Below are 22,389 nucleotides of genomic sequence, written 5' to 3' on the forward strand. Positions count from 1 at the left end.
GGAGCATACGCATGAAATTTTTAAGTCTTAGTAAAAGAATTCATAATTCATCTTTTGGTTATTTACCTGTCAAAATCATTGAAGGTATTGTTGGTATTTTGACCCTTCGGGTATACACCGGCTTGTTTTCTACAGACATCTACGGAGAATATCAGTTAATCAATCCTTATATCAATGTTGTCCACCTTTTGCTTATAGGCTGGATTGCCAACGCTTCCATTAGGTATATCAGCAAGTATGTCAACAGTGATCAGGAAGAGCGAGAAGGTTTTTTTTCAACTTATTTTGTGAGTTGGTTTTTGCTAATAATCTTTGCATCATTGGTGATGATTATCTCAGTATTTTTGTTGCCTGGCGTTTTTGGTCAGATGAATCTACCTTTAATATTGGCGATTCTGATGGTACTTGTTGGGTATAGTTTTAATCAGAATATACTAAGTCTTTTATTGTTTGTGGACAAAAGAGGCTTAAATATTATTCTGTTGTTAACAGCTTCTATAGGTAAACTCTTATTAACAGTTCTAATTTTCAAGATGATAGGTAATACGGTCTTAGCTATTTTGTTATCTCATGGTGTTATTGACATAACAACTGGTTTAGTCGCTGTAAGAGCCCTTGATGTTGGGCATAAAGTTCGATTCAAAAGTGTCTCTATGGAGATTTTAACAACCTTTTTAAAATATGGTTTTCCATTAATCGGACTAACACTTACCATGGCCTTATTGAATTTTTCAGATAGATATGTAATCACCTATTATTTTGATAAATCCTATGTAGGGATTTATGGTGCCAATTATGCTTTGCCTGCAGCAATTTTTACCATGATTATGATTGGTATGAACAGAAGTTATTATCCTAATCTAATTCAGGCTTACAATGAACAAGAAGAAGAAAAAGTGAGTCGACTGTTGAAAAACGGTACAAAGAATTATATTCTCATTGCCTTGCCGGCTGCTGTAGGGCTTTTTGTGATTGCAAAGCCTTTAGCCATATTGTTCTTAGATCATAAGTATGTTGGAGGTAGCCATGTCATTGGTATCATTGCCTTTGGGATGTTTTTTCTTGGGTTAACTGAATATGTCAACAAAGGTTGGGAACTTAAAGGAAGTACATTTAATATTTTGCAGAACTGTTTCATTGCCGCTTTGTTTAATATGGTGATGAACATTCTATTTGTCGGGAAATATGGTTATATATTTGCAGCATATACCACATTCTTTGCTTACTTAATCTATTTTGCATTAAGTTATGTGTTTAGAAATAAGGCAATACCTTTTATTCTTGAGCCCAAGGTCATATTTAAGATTGTGATATCGGCCTTTATTATGGGAGGGGTTGTTAAAAGCCTTATCTTTTGGATGGGATATACTAATATGAGTACCATTATTGGCATTGTTGCTGGTGGTCTTATCTATTTTGGACTGCTATATATATTAGGAGAACTTAAAAATATTAAAGAATTCTTAAAGGATGGGTGAGTATGAAGAATTTGTGCTTGATGTTGTACTATTTGATAGGGAAAAGAATGCCATCATCAGATGGTATCCTAACATTTGGTTCCAAAAGAATCAGAGCTTTCTTAGTCAAGAGAATCTTTGATGTGGTGGGGCAGGATGTGAATATAGAGAAGAATGTATTTTTTGGTAAAGGTAGCAAAATATCAATTGGTGATCGCTCTGGAGTTGGTCTAAATGCACGCATTCAGGGACCACTTAGTATAGGTAAATATGTCATGATGGGCCCGGATGTTATCATCTATACGAGGAATCATAATATACAAAATATAAGTGTACCCATGATGGATAGTGGGGAAACACCTCCAAAGCCGGTTGTTATTGAAGATGATGTCTGGATCGGTGCCAGAGCTATTATTTTGCCGGGGGTTAGAATCGGTCAAGGTGCGGTTATTGGTGCAGGTGCTGTTGTGACTAAGGATGTCGCTAACTATGATATCGTCGGAGGTGTACCGGCAAAAATTATCGGTAACAGAAAGCATCAATTACTTTGAAAATATAAGCCACTATGGTATTATAGATAAGTAGTTTTGTTAATAACTTAACCATAAATAAATTGTTATAAATAGGGTTAAGACGTCAAACTAGACTTTGGCCCTTTAACCAATTATAAAATATGAAATAACCGGAGGAAGCTATGAAAAAAAAAATATGTGTACTGGGACTTGGATATATTGGTTTACCAACGTCGGCTATGTTTGCCAACAATGGCCATGAGGTTATTGGTGTAGATGTTAATGAAGTGGTTGTAAACAGTTTAAATGAAGGTAAAATCATTATTGAAGAACCATATTTAGATGCTTTGGTCTATGAAGTGGTTAATCTTGGTAAGCTGAAGGCAAAAACAACGCCTGAAGAAGCGGATGTTTTTATTATAGCGGTTCCAACGCCAATCAATGAAGATAAAACGGCCATGATGGATTATGTGGAAGCGGCAACAAGAAGTATAGTACCTTATCTTAAGAAGAATGACATGGTAATCCTAGAATCCACCTCACCACCAGGTACAGTTGAAAAACTGATGATGCCTATATTAGATGAATCTGATTTGAACCCATATGAAGATTTGTATGTGGCCCATTCACCTGAACGTGTCATTCCAGGTAAGATATTAATTGAACTGGTAGAAAACAACAGAATCGTTGGTGGTATCAATGAAGTGTCCTCAAAAAAAGTCAAAAAACTCTATGAATCTTTTGTTAAGGGGGAGATTTTCCTTACGGACCCGACAACGGCAGAAATGTGTAAACTGATGGAGAACACCTTCAGGGATGTTAATATTGCATTGGCAAATGAACTGGCACTGATATGTGAAGAACTGGGTATAAATGCTTGGGATGTCAGAATATTTTCAAACAAACACCCTAGGGTGGACATTCATATGCCCGGTCCCGGTGTGGGTGGTCATTGCTTAGCAGTAGATCCTTGGTTTGTTGTTGAGAAATTCCCTCAAACAGCAAAAATTATCAGGCTAGCAAGAGAGACGAATGATGCTATGCCAGCCCATGTATTCTCCAAATCGAAAAAGATACTGGGTCAATTAGCAGGGAAAAAAATTACCATTTTAGGAATAACCTACAAGCCGGATATAGATGATCTTAGAGAAAGCCCTATACTGGATTTGATAGAGCTTTTGGAAGAAGTCAAAGATATTAAACTCAGCCTCTTTGATCCCTTTGTTAAGGATTTTAAGTATTTGTCAACGGACATCAAAGAAGCTTGTACAGATTCAGACTTGATTATACTGGGTGTGAACCATAAGGTCTTTGAGGAGATTAATTTTAATGAAATTAAGCCTCTTGTTCGTGAGAGACGCATCTTAGATACAAGGAATTTCTTTAACGCAGATAAGATTGACGCTTTAGGTTTTGAATACCATCTGCTTGGAAAGGGAACTGTTTAATGCAAAAGAAAAAAGTATTAATGCTGGCCTATCAATTTCCACCTATGGGTGGTGCCGGTGTCCAAAGAACCTTGAAGTTTGCAAAATATTTGCCACAGTTTGGTTGGGAACCAATTATATACACTGTGGATCATAAAAAAGGGGTCAATGACCCAACCCTAATCGGTGAGGTTAACCATGTACGTATCATTCGGACAAAGAGTCATGATTTGACCCATTGGAAAAAGCCTTTTCACATCCTTGGCAAATTCCTGTCAAGAAAACTGCTTATACCTGATGGTGAATGGCTTTGGTATAGAAAAAACAGAAGAAGCATATTAGAATATGTCAAAGAGATTCAACCGGATGTCATTTATAGTACGTCCTATCCCTATAGCGATCATCTTTTAGGTTTATTTGTTAAAAAGCATTATAAAGATATTCCCTGGGTGGTTGATTTTAGAGACGAGTGGACTAAGAATCCCTATATATTAGATATGAATTATAGTAATTATCGAAAAAAGACTGAGAAAAAGATGGAAGCCGATGTAATTGCGCACTGTGATTACTTTATTACAAATTCTCCCTTTATGTTGGAAGGCTTTATGGAGGATTATGACTTAAAAGATAAATCAATCGTTATACCTAATGGCTACGATGTTTCTGACTTTGAGGGCCTAGAAATCAATTCTACCAAAAGAGAAAAGTTAACCATAACTTATGCCGGTTCTATGTATGGTAGAAGAAAGCCGGATCATTTCTTAAAAGCGCTGAACAAAGCTGTAGAAGAAAAAAGCGTGGATGAGAAGGATGTTTTACTTCAGTTTGTAGGGGATTTTTCCAAACAAAACATAGAAAAAATATCTCGTATGTTGGGCAATAAAAATATTGTTAAGTTCTATTCTTATATGGAGCACAAGAAAAGTATTGAGCTCCTCCTGAACTCGGATGTTCTTTTATTAATTGTAGGTAAAGGTATTGGCGATAAGAACTTTTATACAGGCAAAATATTTGAATACATTAATACCCAAAAGACCATACTCGCCTTGGTGCCGGAAGATGGTGCAGCGGCGATGGTCATCAAAGAAACCAAAACAGGCTACGTGATTGATAGTACTGAAGTGGACAAAATTGCAACAAGTATTGGTGACATCTATAGCAGGTGGAAGCAAGGAACACTTGAAGTACAGCCGGATTATGAAGCGATTTCACAATATAATCGGGTGAATCTAACCAAGCAATTAAGTGTGGTTCTTGATGAGGTTTTAAAGGGATGATAGGCTGTTATAGAAAAGCAGTATTGAAAGGTGTATTTTATGAATGAGAATAGTAACAATAGACTAAAGGTTCTTCATATCATAAGTGGTGGTGATACCGGTGGTGCAAAAACCAGTGTAATTACCTTATTAAAGTGTCTAAAAGAAATGATTGATATCAAATTGATTTGTTTTATTGAAAGCGATTTTACAAAAGAAGCTAAGAAAGAGGGGATTGATTTAACCATTATGAGGCAGAAGAGTCGTTTTGATATGTCAGTGGTTGGTAAGCTAGCTGAGTACATTCAAAAGGAAAACTTTGACTTAATCAATTGCCACGGTGCCAGAGCCAATTTTATTGCATCAAAGTTAAAGAACAAAACCAATGTTAAGCGTATCACCACTATTCATAGCGATTATGAGCATGATTTTGATAATAATATTTATAAAAAAATCATATTTACCATGCTAAACAAAAAAAGTCTAAAGACGTTTGATGGTTTTATTACCATGGCCAAAGACTTTGAAAAAGATATGATTCGAAGAGGTTTTAAGAACATTTTTGTGGCCTATAATGGGATTGCGAAGCATCGGTCCCATGCAGAAATCACAAAAGTAGCTTTTTGTAAAAGACAAAATATACCTTACAAAGAAAAAAGCTTTATTGTAGGATCAGCCACCAGATTGCATCCGGTCAAGGGCATTGATGTCCTTCTAAAAGCATGTAAAATTATTAAGGATTATTCAGAAGATATTGTTGTATGGATTGCCGGTTATGGGGATGAAAAGTATTTGCGAGAATATGAGGATTTTATTCAAAGAAATGAACTTGATGAGATGGTTCATCTTATTGGCTTTGTGAAGGACATTGATGCCTTTTACCAAGTTATTGATGTCAATACGATTACATCTCACAGTGAGGCTGTATGCTACGCATTATTAGAAGGCGCTAGGTTTGCTAAGCCTTCTATAGGTTCAAGAGTAGGTGGTATTCCGGAGTTGATAGAAGATAATGTGACCGGATTGCTGTTTCCGGATAATGACAGTAAAAAGCTGGCAGAATCCATTACCAAGATATATGAAGATCAGACATTAGCACAAAGACTTGGAAAGAACTTGCATGATAAGGTTATGACTGAGTTCACAGATGAAGCGATGGCAAAAAGATATGTAGAGATTTATCAAGAAATATTGAGAGGATAAGGATATGAAGAGGAAAATCAATAGCATTGATATTTTAATAGCACTAGGCATTATAGTAGTACTCATTGGTGCCTACATGTATATGTCAAGAAGTCAGGTAGATGATGGTTTTACAATTAGCTCAGACCATAGAGTGAGCTTTATGGTTGAAACGGATAAGTTACCTCTTGGCATGGGAGAACGGATACAGATAGGCGATCAACTTGTAGCAAGTGGTCGATATCAAGATGCTTATGTGACAGATGTTAGTGTCCAAGAGTTCAAAGAAGTGATTGCCAGTGACGGTGTTTTTGTAGAAGTGATGAACCCGACGAAGGAACTTGTTCGAGTTACTGTGGATGCTAAGGTTAATAAATACGGACCCTATAGGGATCTTTCAGGACAAGAAATCAAAGCAGGCATAGATTTTTGGTTTAAAACGGATGAGATTGTAACATTGACAAAAATCGTCCAAATGATTGAAGGGGAGAATTAAGATGAAGCTCATCACGAAAGAAGGTAAGTTATTTAATAAAATACATTTATTTGATCTATTGTTTTTGATATTACTCATTGTGGTGATTTTAGGTGCCATAAGCAAATTTTCAGGCAAGAACATTATAAATCTAAGTACAAATTCAGAAAATATTATGGTAGAGTTCACTGTCGAAACCTATCCTTTTCACGAGGATTATTTTGCCTCAATTAAAGTCGGTGACAAGTTAGCTGAGGATAAGAAATACATTAATGGTACGGTAATCGATATTCAGATTATTGATAATATGTTGGCCTTACCTGACAGTAGCGGACAAATGGTAACTGGACCGGATCCATTGAAGAAAAAAGCATTGGTTACAACCCGTGTAGAAATGTCTTACAAAGACCCGGTTTATAAAATGGGAAAAGAAGAGATGGTAGTAGGTAATATCTTTTTCTTTACAACAGAAAAGGTCAAACTATCTTCTGTCATCGTAGATTTTAAAAGAGTCGAATAAATGGGGAAAACCATGGATATACTTAGAAGAAAGATATATGAAAGCTTCATATTCAATTTTATTGTGAATCTGCTTGAAATGGCTAAGCACAGTCAGGTCATGAAACCTAATTCTAAAAGCCATAATAGGACCCATCCGGAAAAGTTTGTGGATTTCTTTTTAATACGTTTTTTGTTGTTTGTTGACGAGCTTTTTGAGAAAGTATTCAAGCCATTTCGAAAGCTATGGGATCAAAGCTGGCTGGTTGTTTTTTTTAGAGTTGTCTATCAGAATGTGACTACAAACAGTTTTGTTGGTGCAATTATTAAAGAAGCAAATTTCATTTATTTGATTGCCTTATATGTTTATGTGGACAAGATGATTAGGATTTTTGCAGGCCCATTATCCGGTATATGGGATGAGCTGTTCTTTCTGCTCATTGTGGTATTCTTTTTATATAGTCGTATTATAAGGAATAAAAGGTATGTATATTCGGCTATGGATCTGCCGATTGCTTTATTTGCAATGATTTTTATGTTGTTAGTCTTTATTAATTCACCTGATTTTGCAGTTGCCATAGAAGGTTTTAGAGTGGTGGTACAGCATGTTCTTTGGTATTATTTAGCTCTGCAACTCTTAGGAGATAGAATCACCATTCATAGAACACTATGGATATTTATTGTTAGCGTAGGTCTTTTAGGTTTTCATGGAATCTATCAATATTTGACTAAGGCACCGATGTTAGGTAATTGGGTAGATAGCGGAGAGACCATCACTACGAGAGCCTATTCTATTATTGACAGCCCTAATGCATTTGCATCACTTTTGGTTCTATTCATACCAATTGGATTTGCAATGTTTACAGCCCATAAAGATATTTTACTCAAAATAATTGCCCTTGTATTTACATTGGCAATGGGCGTTAGTCTTTTGGTAACCTTTTCTAGAGGGGCTTGGATTGCAGCTTTTTTCTCCATTATCGTGTTCTTTATTTTTATTGCAAGACGTATGATTTTATTTATTTTTGCGGTGGTATTGGCGGCACTCTTTAATATGGATGGCATTTATAACCGTTTTAGTTATATGTTTACACAAGAATATAGGATGAAATCAGCAAACGGCGGTCGGATTTATAGATACAATTATGGTCTTGATAAGATTACTAATGATAAAACCATTGGTCTTGGCTTGGGTAGATTTGGTGGTGCGGTTGCAACCAATCATAACCTTGCACCTTTTTATATGGACAACTATTACCTAAAGACTTATATTGAGACTGGTTATGTGGGCATCACAACTTTTGCACTGCTCATTTTGACATTACTGTATAACAGTGTTCGCTATATTTTTGGTATTAGTGAAAAAGAAGACCGAATTTTAGCTTATGGGATTTTTTCGGGCATGATTGGTGTTCTTATACATAATTTTGTTGAAAACATTTTTGAATTGCCCTTTATGGTGATTTATTTCTGGGTTTGTGCTGCAATTATTGTAGCTATGTTTAAGTGTAGCCGTAGAAAGGATGTTGATTGATATGAAAAAAATATTAATATCCGGCTACTATGGCTATTTTAATTCAGGTGATGATGCCATTTTGACTTCAATATGTAAAGATATAAGAGAAATCTCACTTGAACATGAAATCACTATTTTATCTAATAACCCATCCAGTACCAGAGCAGAATATGGTGTAGAGGCAGTTGAGAAGTTTAATTTCATTAAAGTTATTAAGGCCATTCGCAAGAGTGATATTGTTCTTATGGGCGGTGGTAGTCTGCTACAGGATGAAACCAGTAACAGGTCCTTATATTACTATCTTTTTATATTATGGTTTGCCAAAATATGTAGAAAGAAAATCATGCTTTATGCAAATGGTATCGGTCCTATTGTACACCGTTTCAATAGGTTTCTTACAAAGTTAGTGGTCAATCAAGTGGACTTGATTTCATTGAGAGAACGTATGTCTCAAAATGAGCTTAAGCGTATGGGTATTGATCATCCTGAGATTCATGTGACTGCAGACCCCGTTTTTTCTTTTCCACCCCTAGATGTTCATGTTGATGAGATACTAAAGGAAGTCCATATAGAAAAAGGTGATAGGCTGGTGGGTGTTCTTTTTAGAGAATGGAAGGACAGCCATCACTGTAGTATAAAAATAGCTGAGATTTGTGACTATTTAAGTGTTAGCCATGATGTCAAAATTGTACTAATACCGATGAAGCATCCGGCTGATTTAGTAACTTGCGAAGCCATCTCAAGCCATATGAAAAGTGAAGCTGTTATATTGAGACATAAGTATGACGCTAAAACATTAATTGAAATCATGGGAGAAATGACTTTGGTTCTAAGTATGCGTCTTCATGCCTTGCTTTATGCAGCATTGAAGGATATCCCTATGATCGGATTTTCTTATTCTCATAAAGTCAGGTACTATATGAAAGAACTGAATCAACCTTATATTGAAGATGTTACAGATTTTGAAACTGAAGAAGTGAAAGTGATTATAAATGAGATTCTCGATCATTACGAAGAGGTTAGAGAAAACATTCATGTTAAAGTAACAGAGATGCGTCTAAAAGCGGATCAAAATAAAATGCTACTTGAAAAAATTATGACCTTATAAAAAGCTATATTAAGAAGGTGTAAAAGATGCAGTTAATGTCTTGGAATATAAAAATAAAAAACATAGGATTAATGGCCATGGCCATTGCTTTAGGAATCTTCATTATGAGCGCACAAGAAATATTGGCATCAACTTTACCAGCGGTTCATGAGAACGTTAGGACAGAACAAGTGGCCAAAGGGTTGACCTATGAGGTTAGAGGAAGGCTTACAGCTGAAGGTTGGGTGAATCTTCATGTCATCAAAATGGAATTGTCTGAACCAGCTTTAATAATGGATACTATATATAGTAAAGACCATACAGATGAAATAGAAACTTTGGTTCAAATGACGGCCCATGATGTTACCTATGTCTGTGCTGTTAGCGGTACAATGAAGGATATACTAGATGGCAATGAGATTGATGAGAACCTGTTACTTAAGGCTCTTGATGGTGAAGATGTATTGCTTCAAAGTGGGGAAAAAATAAGGGGGAAAAATAAAAAAGAGAATGAAAGAATGGCCCGTTCTGTTTATGGTGTTACTTTAGATCGTCGTACATTGATTTTTGTGGTTGCGGATTATAATCAAAGCAGTATTGGGGCTACTCATGAAGAGATGCAAGATTATTTGTTAGATTATGGTGTTGTAGATGCTTTGTATATAGATGAAGTTGAAACACCTTCTATTGCGACGCGTGGGTTGGGTGACTTCACTTTATCTCAAAGAAATGTCCAAATGGATGATGTAATACCGGAGGCGAGAATCGGAATAGGTATAAGATCAGAGGCACCGGCAACAGAAGCTTATAACCTTATAATTAAAGTAGACAGATCGCCGTATATGGTTTCAAAACCAATTGGGCTTAGGCTCTTAGCCAGAGATATGAATTATAACCCTGTAGCGATTGATTCAGGACAGATTGCATGGAGTATTTCAGGTGGATTCGGTACAATTGGTAACAATACCTTCATCCCTATGGAAGGAGGCAAAACCACCTTGACGGCTTATTATCAAGGAAAGCATACAAGTATAACCTTGAATATATTCGATCCGGATGTCAAAGATCCATTATATGAAGCTTTGCCTGGGGCCGGTTATACAGTGAATGTTTTTGGTACAACGGTTAAGCAAAATCGCTTGTTAGATGATATTGTCATGAGGAAAGTCTATGAAACCATGAACGTTGCCAGTTATGGTATTTTTACCGGTGAGACCCATATTGACAGAAGTAAGCTGACTAAGAATCATTATATATATAAGAACCAATATAGCGTTTTGGATATGGAAGGTGCTAGGCTCATATCTCTTGCTATGGGTTCAGGCAGTATGGTGATGACCGATGAAACACAGTGGAATAAGTTGAAGATGACACTTGCAACGACGGCTCAAAATTCAATTATTATTCTAGGAACGGAAAGCCTTATTCATAATGAAAAAGGGTTGTTCTATCATGAAAGTCGACAGATTCATGAACTGCTAAAAGAGTTCGCTTCTAAGTCCGGTAAAAATATTTTTTATATTAATGCAGGTGCTAAAGTAGACCAAAACCAGATGCATGACGGTGTACGTTACATTGACTTAAACGGTCTTCTGTACCAAGTAGAGGAGAACAATAGTGTGAACTTGTACGACAGCTTTCAGACCCTTAGCTTTACATTTTTAGGCAGTAAAATGACTTATCGATTGACAGACTTGTATCCTAAAACAACCGTATCCAGATAAAGGCGAGGTTCCCATGGTAAGAAATAAAAAAGATTCATCCCTAAACATGATTGTGGTTATCATTGGGCTAACCTTGATTGCCAAAGTGGTGGGTTTACTAAGAGATACCTTTATAGGCCATAGGTTGGGTGCTGATTTTGAATCAGATGTGTTCTTTATGGCTTTAAGTTTGACTACAAGTGTATTTCTTGGTATTGGTAGCGCCATCGCCACCAATACGATCCCTATTTTTGTTCGTTACAGAAAAAACCAAGAGGATACTAAGGGTATTAGCAGTATCTTTAATGCGGTTGTTTTGTTATCTCTGGTGATGGGCATCGCCTATTATATAGTAGCGCCATGGGTTGTAAAGTTGTTTGCAACCGGTTATACCGGTGAAAAACTTGAGATGACCATTCAAATGACACGGATTATGATACCATCTATTTTATTTATTTCTCTAACCTATCTTTTTGTAGGCGTATTGCAGGCCCATGAAAAGTTTATCTTACCTGCGATGATTAGCTTCCCCTATAATATAATCTTCTTTATCTATCTTGCGATAGGCATTGAAACAAATGGTATAGCGGGTCTGGCCTTAATCACCATGATTGGGTGGCTGCTTCAAATGGGCGTCTTAGCTCCTTCGGTGATTAAGCATAAGCTTGTGCCTCTTATTGGACATATTGATTTTAAGCATCCGGCATTAAAAGGTTTTTTTGTAGGCATCATTCCCATTATTCTTGTCACATTAACACACCAGTTTAATATTGTCATAGACAACAAGGCAGCTTCATTTCTAGGTGACGGAAATGTTTCAGCCATTTACTATGGTAACATGCTTTTTAAAGCCATAGTAACAACAACAGTCTACGGTATTACAGCGGTTATGTTTCCAAAGTTCAATGAAAAGTTTCTAGATGAAAACCATGAAGGTTTGTATCAATCCGTTATTAACGTTCTAAGGAGCGTCTTGTTACTATTGATTCCTATGTCTATTGGTCTGATTCTGACAGGTCCCTACGTGATTGCTCTTATTTTTGAAAGAGGTGTCTTTGATGCAAGCGGGACAATTGCCACAACCATTGCATTTACCGGCTATACCTCTTTTATGATTGCTTTTGGGTTTGTGGATGTATTAAACAAAGCCTACTATACGCTGGGAATTCGAAAAATCCCTTTGCTTATAGGCGGCTTCATTATTTTGATGAATATAGGGCTTAACAACCTTTTGGTTGGCAAGTACGGATTTACAGGTATAGCTAATGGTACATCCATTGCCTTCTACTGTGGCGCAATCCTGAGCTTCTTTCTCTTCAGCCGACAGTTTAATACATTTCCACTGCATCGTTTTTTAAACACCTTGTTCAAAACCTTGATGGCCGCGGTGGTTATGGGTGGTGGTGTGTATATGCTAAATCAATATCTTAACCCCATGCTAAGTAATTCTACAAAAGGTAACTTAGCTATTATTGGTATAGACATTATAATTGGTATGGCAATATATGGCTTAACTTTAATACTACTTAAAGAGCAACTAATCTATAATATATACAAACAAATACTAGACAAATTCAAAAAGTAGATTATGAACTGATTAATTCTTCTAATACTCTGCCTTCTACTTTTTCCATTTTTAAACCTAGCAAAGCGGCAAAGGTAGGTCCTTCATCAATTAGATGACTGTGCAATAGTACAGCACCTTTTTTAATAGAAGGCCCTTTCATTAAAAGTAAGGTTTTCTGATCCGAGTGCTCAGGCATAAAACCATGATCACCAATATAAGTACCAGGATCTTCCTTGCTATCAAAGACAATTCGATCAGAAGTAGTGTTTCTGAAAACATGATGGTCCTTGGCTTCAAGAACATAGGTAAAGTCACCGGAGAGATTATATTTTTCGGTAGTTTCATCATGGGTTAGCATGAAACGTATGGGAGATTTTGGAATACTAGTAAAGGCCTCTAAAACCTCTTTAATCTTTGTTCTTACTTTTTCAGTTGCACCATCATGAATATAAATCTGGCAAGAGCCACCGCAGGTACAGCCATAGGCTTGCCATGAGATAATCTTATTTTTGGCATCAGTTTCTAAAAGGCCTTCTCTTTTAAATAAACTATTGATTTCAATAACGGTATTAAAATCATGGGTGCCATGGTCTCCCAGCAAGACAATATTGGTATGGGAAAGTTGACCGTTTTTTTCTAGTGTTTGAATCAATCGTTCAATTCGTTGGTCAATATGTTTTAAGGCTTTAAGACTTTCCTTACTTTTTAGGCCGTGGATATGTCGCATGGTATCCAGCTCAGTAAAGTGTATGGCCATAAGATCTGGTTTTTTTTTCTTTAGGATATAATGGGAAACAGCTTCGCTAAAGTTATCCAAATAAGGCTGGGTGGTACCCTTTAATAGTCCTTTGTATTTAAACACAGGCCAAAGCATGTTCTTAGTGCCATAATCCCAGAAAAGCTTAAGCCGGCTGATGGAATGGTCCGGTGACCAGATTTCGGGAATATTATAGTTAATGTTTGCACCGGCCATAACTGGCCATAGAACAGCAGCGGTTTTAAGACCTGCTTGGATGGCATAATCAAAATAAGTAGGTACTTTAATATCCCGCTCATACCAATGCCAGTCTTGAAGGTTTGCTTTGGTAGGATCGGGAAGTTCGTTATTGTAGATACCATGAACAGTAGGGTAGTGACCGGTGGACAGTGAAGTATGACATGTATAAGTGACGGTTGGGTAAACACTGGTCACTTCCTTAACATGCGCACCGTCACGAATAAATCCGGAAAAAGTCGGCAGACTTAATAAGGTCTTATAGTCTAACTTATTTAGGGCATCCACACTGATAATGATTAGATTATTTTTAACTTCCATACGTCACCACCTATACTTTATGAATTAAAACGAGGCGTAATCTCTTTGTTTGTTCTCTAGGAAAGTCATACTTTAGTATTCAGCCTTGAAGCGTGGCAGAATACGTCAAAGACCTTTCCTATCGAACCGTTCAGAAATATGAGCAGAGCTCATAACGAAGCGAAGCGTCTTTTCTTGCTAAAATGTCATAAGGTCGCCCATATTATAGAGACCTGCAGATTTGCCATCTAAGAATTTGGCGGCATTCACAGCACCTACGGCGAAAATACGTTTGGACATGGCTTTATGGTTAATTTCGATGATTTCATCTTCGCCGGCAAAGATGACGTCGTGTTCCCCAACGATGGTGCCACCACGAACAGCGTGGATACCAATTTCTTTCTTTGGCCGCTTGATACGTTCTGGACTTCGATCATACTTATAGTTATAAGTATGATCTAAGGTATAGTTAATACCGTCAGCGATGGCCAGTGCCGTACCGCTTGGGGCGTCCACTTTCTGGTTATGATGTTTCTCAATAATCTCAATATCAAAACCTGAATCAGTTAGAATCTTTGTTGCTTTTTGAGCCAAACTAATGAGTAGATTGATACCAAGGGACATGTTAGCTGAAAATAACAGGGCAACTTTTTCACTTGTTGCCTTAAGATGGGTGAGTTGGTCTTCGTTAAGACCGGTAGTACATACAACGATAGGGGTACTTGTTTTGGCGCTATAGTCTAAGATGGTATCAACCGCATTTGCATTTGAGAAATCAATGATGACATCGGCTTTGATATCACATTGATCCGGCGTTTCAAACACCGGATAAGGGTTCTTAATGCCCATATAGGAGTCAATACCGGCGACAATGGTGACTTGATCGTTATCTGCGACCAATGAGGATATAACCTGGCCCATTTTGCCGTTACATCCGTGCATAATAATACGTGTCATGGCGAACCTCCTTATTGTTGTAAGTTCAAGCCCATATCAAGCATAGTTTTTCTTAGATGCTCAACATTGGCAGGTTCCATTTCAAATAGTGGCCCTCTTGTAGGTCCTACATTCATCCCCATAAGATTAAGGGCTTTTTTAATTGGAACGGGATTGACTTCACAGAAGATGGCTTTTGTTAGTTCGTGTATCTTAAGTTGTCTGGCAAGAGCACCTTCTAAATCACCGATTCTATAGTTGGCCACGATATCATGGGTTTCTTTTGGTAAGATGTTGGCAATAACAGAAACGACACCCTTGCCACCAAGGGAAAGAAGGGGGAGAATCTGATCATCGTTACCAGAATATATGTCCAATCGGCCTTCTACTGCATGGGCAAGGTCGACTACTTGGGCAATGTTACCACTTGCTTCTTTGATGGCAACGATGTTGTCAACTAAAGATAGCGCTTTGGCAGTTGAAGGTTCTATATTAAGTCCTGTTCTAGAGGGAACATTATAGAGCATAATAGGAATGCTAACTGCAGCTGCTATCTCCGTATAATGACGAATGAGGCCTTTTTGTGTGGTTTTATTGTAATAAGGTGTTACAAGAAGCAAAGCATCTGCACCAAGTGCTTCTGCTTTTTTTGATAATTCGATACCATGCGCGGTATGATTACTACCTGTACCTGCCATGACAGGGACACGTTTAGCAGTATGCTCAACAGCCACACGGATACATTCTAATTGTTCTTCGTCGGTGAGAGTGGATGCCTCACCTGTGGTACCGCATATAACGATACAGTTGGTGCCGTGGTTGATTTGAAAATCAATCAGTTCTCGTAATTTGTTATAATTAACACTTTCATCTGCATTCATTGGTGTTACTATTGCTACGCCCGATCCGGTAAATATTGACATTTAGATTCCTCCTAAATTTTGAAACGATGAGTGAGTGACTTTTATCATATTTTGACAATAAAAAACAGTCAACAAGTGCGACTGTGCATTCTCAGAATGATAAGACACAAGCAGCACTTCATACACACAAGGTATACGACAGTCAAATGGTTGTTAACCAGTTGCCCAGGAAGGGGCTTGCAGGTAACCCAAACCTTCGGCGACATCTCCTTTAATTATACTTCGTCTGCACCTGAATGCATCCATATAATGACTCTTAGCTATCGCGCCTCTACTTTCGTTGATGAACAATAAGGTTCAAAACAACGTATAAAATTGAGTTAATCTTATCATTTTTTAACTCGACTGTCAAATAAACTGAATTAGTACAGCCCCAAGAATCAGGCTGTTATCCGAATCTTGAGGCTGTTTTTTGTTGTATAATTAATTTAAATCATACGTGTTAATAAGGACTGGCTACGTTGAATGAATTTTGTCATGGCTTCAGCGTCAAGAGGCTTATGGCTCATGAGCGCTAAATCATATAAATGTTCACAGAAAAGCTTTACATCTTCTTTCTTATCCGCTTCACCGTGGTTGGTGAGTATAAAGTCAACAATCTTGTTTTTCTTATTTAGAATCAAAGTTTCATCACTTGGCATATTCCCAAGTCCCATACCCATAAAGCCGTACATCTTGCTCATGTCCTGCATTCTTCTGGATTCTTCTGCGAGCACAATGACGGCAGATATATCTTCTGACTTGAGAGACTCCAGTTGAACCTTGATATCCTCTTTTGACAGAACGTCTGCAAAAAGTTTTTGTAGTTGCTCAGCAGAGGCATCATGCGCTTCCTGATCATCTTCGTGTATTTCTTCTTTCATCACATCTGTTAAATCAGCATCAATTCTCGCAAACTTAACATTACTTGTCTTGGCTTCAATATGAGAGATAAAAGCCTGATCAATGTTATGCTCCAAGATAACCGCTTCCATGTCATGGTCTTTGAACATCTTAATATACTGAGCCTGCTGAACTGTGTCAGTTACATAGTAGACTTTATTCTCATGTTTTTCTTTGTTTCTTTCTAGATAGTCATTTAGAACGACATAATCACCGGTTGTGGTTTTATATAATAGGATGTCTTTGACTTTATCATAGAACTTTTCGTCTCTTAAACCACCAAATTTGATGAAGGGATGAATGTCGCCCCAGAATTTTTCATAGGATTCTTTTTCATTTTTATAGAGACTTTTTAAACGATCTGCTACTTTCTTAGAAATATAGTCCGAGATCTTCTTAACAAAACCATCGTTTTGTAGGAAACTTCTTGAGACATTAAGGGGTAAGTCTGGACAATCAATAACACCTTTTAACAATAATAAGAATTCTGGAATGACTTCCTTAATATTCTCTGCAACAAAAACTTGACTGTTGTATAGCTTGATTTGACCTTCAATGTTTTCAAATTCATTGCCAAGCTTAGGAAAGTACAAGATACCTTTAAGATTGAAAGGATAATCCATGTTCAGATGAATCCAGAACAAAGGCTCTTTAAAATCCATGAAGGTATCACGGTAGAAGGCTTTGTATTCTTCATCCGTACATTCGCTAGGTTGTTTTAGGTACAAAGGAGACACCTCATTTAACGGCTTTGGTTCAACAACTGTATCTTTGCCGTCTTTGTCTACTGCATTATCTTCAACAGAATTGTCTTCTTTTCCAACTTCTTCAAAATAAATCTCATAAGGCATAAAGGAACAATATTTTTCTATGGTACTTTTAATTTTATAAGCGTTTTTGAATTCTTTACCATCTTCTCCTAGATGTAGGATGATATCCGTACCTCTTTCACTTCGGTCGCCGTCTTCTAGTTCAAATTCTGTACCACCATCACAAGTCCAGTGGATAGGTGTCGCATCTGATTTAAAAGAAAGTGACTTGATTTCTACTTGCTGTGCTACCATAAATGCGGAATAGAAGCCAAGACCAAAATGTCCGATGATTTGCTCAGAATCTGCTTTATCCTTATAGGTGTTTAAGAAATCTTCGGCGCCTGAAAAAGCGATTTGGTTGATGTATTTTTTTACTTCTTCAGCGGTCAAACCGATACCGTTGTCTGTAAAGGTCAAGGTATCTGCCTTTTCGTCATAACGTACAATAATTTTGTAAGCCTCATCAGAAGGGAGGTCCACCTCACCCATAGTTACCAACTTTTTTAGTTTGGTTATGGCATCACTGCCATTTGAAATTAATTCTCTTACAAAGATATCATGGTCAGAATACAACCATTTTTTAATAATTGGGAAAATATTTTCGCTGTGTATAGACAAGCTTCCTTTTTCAATGCTCATGCTATAACCTCCTCTTGTATGTAATTATGATTCGTATAATCATATCCAATGTATATGATAGTCGTTCCAATAAGGATTGTCAAGAAAAATTTAGCACTCTCATGATAAGAGTGCTAAAATGTATGATTATATTTTAATCATAATCAGTTCATTTTTTTTGAAGAACTGGGTAATCATGGCATCAAAGGCATGTTCTAGGGATTTGTCCAAGGTAAACTGATTATAGTTCACACCAGTGGTAAGCTTGACTTGTTGACCGTCAAATAGAATATTCAAGATGAAGCCTTTGATGGGATGTCCCAAATGACTTTGGCCATGACGTCTTAATATTTCTTCTGTAGCGTCCTGAGAAAGGGTTAAGGTAAGCTTCATACCAGTGGGTCTTTGACTTTGTTTTAAAATGGTGGCCACCACAGGCTTAACATAGGTCCAAGCAACATATTCATCAATCGATTGAATATCAGCATCTTCCTTAGACATATAAGTGGAATTAACAGCCCCATCAATGGAAAATCGGCACAAGGTATCTAAGTCAAGAGATAAGACTAAAAAATTATCAAAAATATCTGTTTTAATCAGTTGGTTCATAAAGGTTTTTGTGTCATCAGCAATTAATCCAATCATGTGATTCCTCTCATAAGCTAGAATGATTCCATTATAAGTCTTTGAAGAGAAAGTTGCAATCCATACTGTCAATCTTGCCCCATTTGTCTTGATTGACAGCCTATAAAGCCTCTGTTAAACTATCCAATAGGAGGTGTCATATGCGAAATTATTCACAAGAATTGATAGAATATATAGAAGAAGCAACCTCACCCATTCAAGCGGTGACAACAAGTGTTAGAGCCTTAAATAATAATGGTTTTGAAGGGTTGCTTATGTCGGATAATTGGAAGTTGGCCGGGGGAGGGAAGTATTACGTTCGACCTTACCCCAGCATGTTGGTGTGCTTCACCATAGGTACAGCTCCTTTTATTCAGGAAGGTTTTAGGATGATTACATCCCACACAGATTTTCCAAGTTTCAAGATTAAGCCAAACCCGGAGATTAATACCCATGGTTATTTGAAACTGAATACAGAAGTCTATGGTGGACCAATTCTAGAAAGCTGGTTTGACCGTCCCATTTCCTTGTCCGGCCAGGTGGTTCTAAAATCTGATAAAGTGTTTAAGCCTAAAGTGGTGGAAATTGATTTTAGGGATCCAATTATGATTATTCCAAGTCTAGCCATTCACTTTAAACGACATGACAAAAAAGAAATAGAAAAAAATCCTCAAGAAGATTTATTACCTATTATTAGAATGATTGAAGAGGAGTTTGTTACAAAAGATTATTTAATCAGCGTACTGGCAAATAAATTGGCCTGTGATGTATCTGACATTCTGGATTTTGATTTATATATGTATGTAACAGAAAAAGGACAGGTCATAGGCCTTGATCAAACCTTGATTTCAGCCCCAAGAATTGACAACTTAGCCATGGTATATAGCAGTGTGACAGCACTAATTGAAAGCAGTCATTATGATGGTATTAATATGGCGGTATGTTTTGACAATGAAGAAATCGGTAGTACATCCAAACAAGGTGCAGACAGTGATCTGCTACATCAGATTATCAAAAGGATAGGGCATGGCCTAAATGGTTTGCCGGAACAGATTTATAGAATGCTGGATCAGTCCTTTATGATATCGGCAGACGGTGCTCATGCAACGCATCCTAATGCGACAGCATCTTGTGATATCACGAACTTCCCTGTTATTAATAAAGGGGTTACAATCAAAATCAGTGTCAAGCAAAATTATGCCACAGACAGTGTTACATCCGGTATTTTTCAACAACTGTGCCAAAAGGCAGATGTACCTTATCAGAAGTTTGTCAATCGATCAGATATACCGGGTGGTAAGACTTTAGGACCGATTGCCACGAAGTACCTACCTATAAAAGCCGTAGACGTAGGGGTGCCGATGTTGGCTATGCATGCAACAAGAGAATTAATGGGGGTTCAGGATCTAGAGGACATTATAAAGGTATTTAAAGTATTTTATGAAAATAGAGCTTGATATTTGGTTTTTATATGCATTTGTGATATAATATGTAGTAATAGATACTACATGATAAACGCATGACATTGCGTTTGATGGTTTTCATATCTTTATGTAAACGAAGGAGAATGCGTATGAACTATAAAATAGTTGGTGATAGCAGTTGCGATATTACTAAGCAAATGGAAGAAGAGATAAACATAGCCATAGCTCCATTAACCTTTACTTTGGATGGGGAAGAGTACGTGGATGATGAGAACTTAGACTTAGAGGATTACCTTAGGAAAATTGATCAAAGCAGCAATGTTCCCAAAAGTGCTTGTCCATCGATTCAGGATTATTTGGACCATTTTGAAGGTGATCATGAATGGGTCTTTGGAATAACCCTGTCTTCTGAATTAAGTGGCAGTTACAATAGCGCCATGAACGCCAAGGCCATGTATCTTGAAAAATATCCGAATAAGAAGGTGCATATATTTAATTCTAGAGGTGCATCGACTATGGAAGTTCTAATTGCCCTTAAAGTATTTGAGTTGGTAGAGGCAGATGAAATGTCATTTGAAGAGATTGTGGATTATGTTGAAGCGTATATTGATGAAGCCAAGGTACTTTTTGTACTGGATAAGATTGACACTTTAGAGAAGAATGGTCGTATGAGTTCTATGAAAGCCAAGATTGTCAGAGCTCTTAACCTTAAGTTGATTCTAAAAGCAACACCGGAAGGTACCATTGACATGGTGGATAAAGCAAGAGGGACCAAGAAAGCTTTAGCGAAGATGGTCAACAGCATGCCAAAAGTAGGCACGATATCAAAAGAAAAAATACTAGCCATATCCCATTGCAATGCTTTAGAACGTGCAGAGTATGTCAAGGAACTGGCCAGTGAATTATATAATTTTAAGGATATTATCATCTTGAAGATGCGTGGTCTTAGTTCTACGTATGCGAATGAAGGTGGTATTATCATATCTTTCTAAAAGCGTGGTAGTTAACTATTTTAAGCTCCAAGAAATCCCAAGGCAAATGGCTTTGGGATTTCTTGGGCTTTAATTATTCTTAGGAAAGTAATAGATCCAAAGCTTATACCTGTATAGCAAGGTTAGCACCAAGGACACCAACGATTTAGGAGTTATCGTATATGGGAAGGCTGACGGTCAGGCAGGGACTTTTGGTTATGCCTGAGAAGTAGACATCGGATATATGTACAAGAACTTTCATACTTTCTTTAAACCAAGGGCGGACATTTGCACTCTTGATACCGGCAGGTAGCTTGGAATAGATGAAGCTACCATTGCATCGATTGCTCCAAAGGGCCTCAATATAAGGTTACTCATGAATGGCTTCATCTAAAAAAATTTGATAAGTTTGTTTATAGAAGGTTTTTGCGGATTCAAGAATCTCTGTGATTTTCTTATGTCATCGTATAAGGTGTGGATAGATATTGAGGAAATAGTCACAGCTGTGGAAATGTTATCAATTAAAGCGATGATGTCCAAAATGGAGGTCATTTGGTTTTTAAGAACATCTTTGGGGGCATGGTTGGAATCTTTAAGTTTAGTGGTGATGGCTTCTGCACAGTTGGCTTTAGCTAATATTTTTTTGGACATGAGTACGGTTTCGTTGACCACTTAGTTATGTAACAGGTTGTTTGTTTTTAGACTGTCTGAAGTATTATAGAGTGCTTTTGAAATGTTTTTTTTGATCCTCAAGCAACATTTCAATGGAAGCTGTGGAAGTATCAATCTGAGCAGAGACGTCTTGCATTTCAAAAATATGGGAACACACTTGTTTTCGAAGAAGCTCCATGCTCTTGCCCACCTGATTAACTTTTTTATTATAAGTATTGGACCCGATATCGTGAAGTAAAGTGACTTCGGATATATTTTTTGCTTCAAGGATGAGGGCTTAATTGTCTTCTTTCTCATAAGAACACTCCATCTGTTTAGATTTAGGTTGATATCAAGATTGCTTTTGAAAAAGAACAAAGTGGCTACGCATCGCTTTGAAAAGCAAATTATTCTGGCAGAAAAGATTTCCTTGATAGTTAATGCGATGCTTCAACGCATTAACATGGCATAGACTTTCCTAGAAAATAAAAAAGACCTGTACACAAAAAAGTGTACAGGCTTCATTGCCAATAATGGTAGGCGAATTTAGTGAAACTTAGTTTTGACCCTTTAA

The 22,389-nt window shown here is 37.1% G+C and carries 19 protein-coding genes, 1 pseudogene and 1 riboswitch; of the genes and pseudogenes, 14 read left to right on the forward strand and 6 right to left on the reverse strand.

The genetic code is table 11. The features are described 5' to 3' along the window. Nucleotides 1-11 precede the first annotated feature (11 nt). From AC6F8J_RS13690 to murJ, 11 genes and pseudogenes are all read left to right on the forward strand, one after another. A complete protein-coding gene (locus AC6F8J_RS13690) occupies nt 12-1,478 on the forward strand; it encodes an oligosaccharide flippase family protein (RefSeq protein WP_500724108.1) in 1,467 nt (488 codons plus the stop codon). Between the two features lie 353 nt (nt 1,479-1,831). Then, nucleotides 1,832-1,990 (forward strand): annotated as a pseudogene (locus AC6F8J_RS13695) (DapH/DapD/GlmU-related protein); the annotation flags it as partial. Between the two features lie 161 nt (nt 1,991-2,151). Continuing rightward, nucleotides 2,152-3,417, forward strand: a complete 1,266-nt coding sequence (locus AC6F8J_RS13700; protein ID WP_500724110.1) for a nucleotide sugar dehydrogenase — start codon at nt 2,152-2,154, stop codon at nt 3,415-3,417. Continuing rightward, a complete protein-coding gene (locus tag AC6F8J_RS13705) occupies nt 3,417-4,673 on the forward strand; it encodes a glycosyltransferase (RefSeq protein ID WP_500724112.1) in 1,257 nt (418 codons plus the stop codon). The genes AC6F8J_RS13700 and AC6F8J_RS13705 overlap by 1 nt, the downstream gene beginning before the upstream one ends. Nucleotides 4,674-4,712: 39 nt before the next feature. Beyond that, complete coding sequence (locus AC6F8J_RS13710; RefSeq protein ID WP_500724114.1) at nt 4,713-5,855, forward strand: glycosyltransferase; 1,143 nt, start codon at nt 4,713-4,715, stop codon at nt 5,853-5,855. A 4-nt stretch (nt 5,856-5,859) separates the two neighbouring features. After that, nucleotides 5,860-6,330: a DUF4330 family protein gene (locus AC6F8J_RS13715; protein WP_500724116.1), complete on the forward strand. Its 471-nt coding sequence runs from the start codon at nt 5,860-5,862 to the stop codon at nt 6,328-6,330. 1 nt (nt 6,331) lies between these two features. Beyond that, the gene (locus tag AC6F8J_RS13720) at nt 6,332-6,829 is read left to right on the forward strand and encodes a DUF4330 family protein (protein WP_500724118.1); all 498 of its coding nucleotides are present in this window, start codon (nt 6,332-6,334) and stop codon (nt 6,827-6,829) included. 12 nt (nt 6,830-6,841) lie between these two features. Further along, on the forward strand, nt 6,842-8,341 hold the full coding sequence (locus AC6F8J_RS13725) for an O-antigen ligase family protein (protein ID WP_500724120.1): 1,500 nt from the start codon (nt 6,842-6,844) through the stop codon (nt 8,339-8,341). A gap of 1 nt (nt 8,342) precedes the next feature. After that, a complete protein-coding gene (gene csaB / locus AC6F8J_RS13730) occupies nt 8,343-9,431 on the forward strand; it encodes a polysaccharide pyruvyl transferase CsaB (RefSeq protein WP_500724122.1) in 1,089 nt (362 codons plus the stop codon). A gap of 35 nt (nt 9,432-9,466) precedes the next feature. After that, nucleotides 9,467-11,134 carry a phosphodiester glycosidase family protein gene (locus AC6F8J_RS13735; protein ID WP_500724124.1) on the forward strand — a complete coding sequence of 556 codons (1,668 nt, stop codon included), beginning with the start codon at nt 9,467-9,469 and terminating at the stop codon, nt 11,132-11,134. A gap of 13 nt (nt 11,135-11,147) precedes the next feature. Then, complete coding sequence (gene murJ, locus AC6F8J_RS13740; RefSeq protein WP_500724126.1) at nt 11,148-12,698, forward strand: murein biosynthesis integral membrane protein MurJ; 1,551 nt, start codon at nt 11,148-11,150, stop codon at nt 12,696-12,698. A gap of 1 nt (nt 12,699) precedes the next feature. On the opposite strand, the gene AC6F8J_RS13745 is transcribed toward murJ, so the two are convergent. The 5 genes from AC6F8J_RS13745 to AC6F8J_RS13765 form a co-directional block, all read right to left on the reverse strand. Next, nucleotides 12,700-13,995, reverse strand: coding sequence for an alkaline phosphatase family protein (locus AC6F8J_RS13745; protein ID WP_500724128.1), 1,296 nt, complete (start codon nt 13,993-13,995; stop codon nt 12,700-12,702). Between the two features lie 177 nt (nt 13,996-14,172). Beyond that, nucleotides 14,173-14,931: a 4-hydroxy-tetrahydrodipicolinate reductase gene (gene dapB, locus AC6F8J_RS13750; protein WP_500724130.1), complete on the reverse strand. Its 759-nt coding sequence runs from the start codon at nt 14,929-14,931 to the stop codon at nt 14,173-14,175. 11 nt (nt 14,932-14,942) lie between these two features. Further along, a complete protein-coding gene (gene dapA, locus AC6F8J_RS13755; RefSeq protein ID WP_500724132.1) occupies nt 14,943-15,833 on the reverse strand; it encodes a 4-hydroxy-tetrahydrodipicolinate synthase in 891 nt (296 codons plus the stop codon). A 103-nt stretch (nt 15,834-15,936) separates the two neighbouring features. After that, nucleotides 15,937-16,115, reverse strand: a riboswitch (Lysine riboswitch). A gap of 146 nt (nt 16,116-16,261) precedes the next feature. Continuing rightward, complete coding sequence (gene htpG, locus AC6F8J_RS13760) at nt 16,262-18,166, reverse strand: molecular chaperone HtpG (RefSeq protein WP_500724134.1); 1,905 nt, start codon at nt 18,164-18,166, stop codon at nt 16,262-16,264. 126 nt (nt 18,167-18,292) lie between these two features. Further along, nucleotides 18,293-18,790 (reverse strand): DUF5721 family protein, encoded by a 498-nt coding sequence (locus tag AC6F8J_RS13765; RefSeq protein WP_500724136.1) that lies wholly within the window; start codon nt 18,788-18,790, stop codon nt 18,293-18,295. A 140-nt stretch (nt 18,791-18,930) separates the two neighbouring features. On the opposite strand from AC6F8J_RS13765, the gene AC6F8J_RS13770 reads away from it, so the two are divergent. From AC6F8J_RS13770 to AC6F8J_RS13780, 3 genes are all read left to right on the forward strand, one after another. After that, entirely contained in the window at nt 18,931-20,226 is a 1,296-nt protein-coding gene (locus AC6F8J_RS13770; protein WP_500724138.1) for a M18 family aminopeptidase, read from the forward strand. A gap of 116 nt (nt 20,227-20,342) precedes the next feature. Beyond that, nucleotides 20,343-21,185 carry a DegV family protein gene (locus tag AC6F8J_RS13775; RefSeq protein ID WP_500724140.1) on the forward strand — a complete coding sequence of 281 codons (843 nt, stop codon included), beginning with the start codon at nt 20,343-20,345 and terminating at the stop codon, nt 21,183-21,185. A 436-nt stretch (nt 21,186-21,621) separates the two neighbouring features. Continuing rightward, complete coding sequence (locus tag AC6F8J_RS13780; protein WP_500724142.1) at nt 21,622-21,840, forward strand: hypothetical protein; 219 nt, start codon at nt 21,622-21,624, stop codon at nt 21,838-21,840. A 39-nt stretch (nt 21,841-21,879) separates the two neighbouring features. Here the strand turns inward: AC6F8J_RS13780 and AC6F8J_RS13785 are convergent, their stop codons facing one another. Continuing rightward, nucleotides 21,880-22,014 carry a hypothetical protein gene (locus tag AC6F8J_RS13785; protein ID WP_500724144.1) on the reverse strand — a complete coding sequence of 45 codons (135 nt, stop codon included), beginning with the start codon at nt 22,012-22,014 and terminating at the stop codon, nt 21,880-21,882. Nucleotides 22,015-22,389: the final 375 nt, after the last annotated feature.

This window comes from Petrocella sp. (assembly GCF_059865615.1).